Raw genomic sequence first — 1,046 nt, forward strand, 5'->3', positions numbered from 1 at the left:
AGCCCCGCTGCCGCCCACTGGGTGATCTACACGTCTACTAACGTCCGAATAGTCCGTCTTTTCTCTGACCCTCTACCAGGCCGGAGCGCAGGACTCCTGTTTGCCCTGGCCATATCCACCGTGTTTGTGCTGCTCTCCGAGTGGCAGTTCTCGGCAGCCGAAAGTGAGGGCCCGCCGCCTGCCGAGGAAACCGAGGTGGTTCGTCCCCTGACCGAGGTCTTCACTCCCGGCGGACCGCTGTACGGCACCCAGGCTGACCAGATGGTCACCTTCAGCGGATCCTTCGACCCCGAGGACCAGGTCCTCATCGACAACCGGCTGCTGGATGGCAAAGAGGGCTACTGGGTAGTCACCGCGTTCGACGTCGACGGCGCTCCGCAGGACGCCTCGATTCCCGTGGTTCGCGGCTGCGCCGAAGAAGCAGACGACGCGGGAACCGCTCCCGAGGGCGACGTCACCATTACCGGCCGGCTGCTGCCGCCGGAAGCCCCGGTTGCGGGACCGGTGCCCGCGGGCACCGTCGCCGCACTGTCCAGCGCCGAACTGGGCAACATCTGGGACAAGCCGCTGTACTCCGCGTTCGTCACGGCGCATGAGACGACGGTGGACGGAACTCCGGCAGATACCGGGCTGCAGACCGTCACCGTGGATCCCCAGCCGCAGGAAACCACCATCAACTGGCTGAACATCTTCTATGCCGTCGAATGGGTAGTCTTCGCCGGATTCTCCGTCTTCCTGTGGTGGCGGCTGCTGGCTGATTCATACCAGCGCAGCCTCGAAGAGGACGAGTACGAGGACGACGATGATGAAGACGAGGACGAGTATGACGAAGAACCAGGCACAACGAGCAGTGAGGTAAAGAATTGAGCGACCCCGCAGTGACCCGGCCGCCCCGCCCCAAGAAGAAGAAGCGCCGCTTCGGAGGCACCCACGCGCAGATCCGGACAGCCCTGGCCTTCTACAAGGTCTCATCCTGGGTTACGGGTATCTTCCTGCTGCTGCTCGTGGCCGAAATGGTCATGAAGTACATGCTCCAGATCCCACCC

The 1,046-nt window shown here is 63.4% G+C and carries 2 protein-coding genes; both read left to right on the forward strand.

The window, feature by feature from the left end:
• A partial coding sequence (locus tag ACFV20_RS37260; RefSeq protein ID WP_385665646.1) for an SURF1 family protein occupies positions 1-867 on the forward strand: 867 nt, incomplete at its 5' end.
• On the forward strand, positions 864-1,046 hold a 183-nt coding region (locus ACFV20_RS37265), incomplete at its 3' end, for a hypothetical protein (protein WP_385665649.1). The genes ACFV20_RS37260 and ACFV20_RS37265, both read left to right, overlap by 4 nt.

The organism is Streptomyces sp. NPDC059696, assembly GCF_042733745.1.
Lineage (GTDB): Bacteria > Actinomycetota > Actinomycetes > Streptomycetales > Streptomycetaceae > Streptomyces.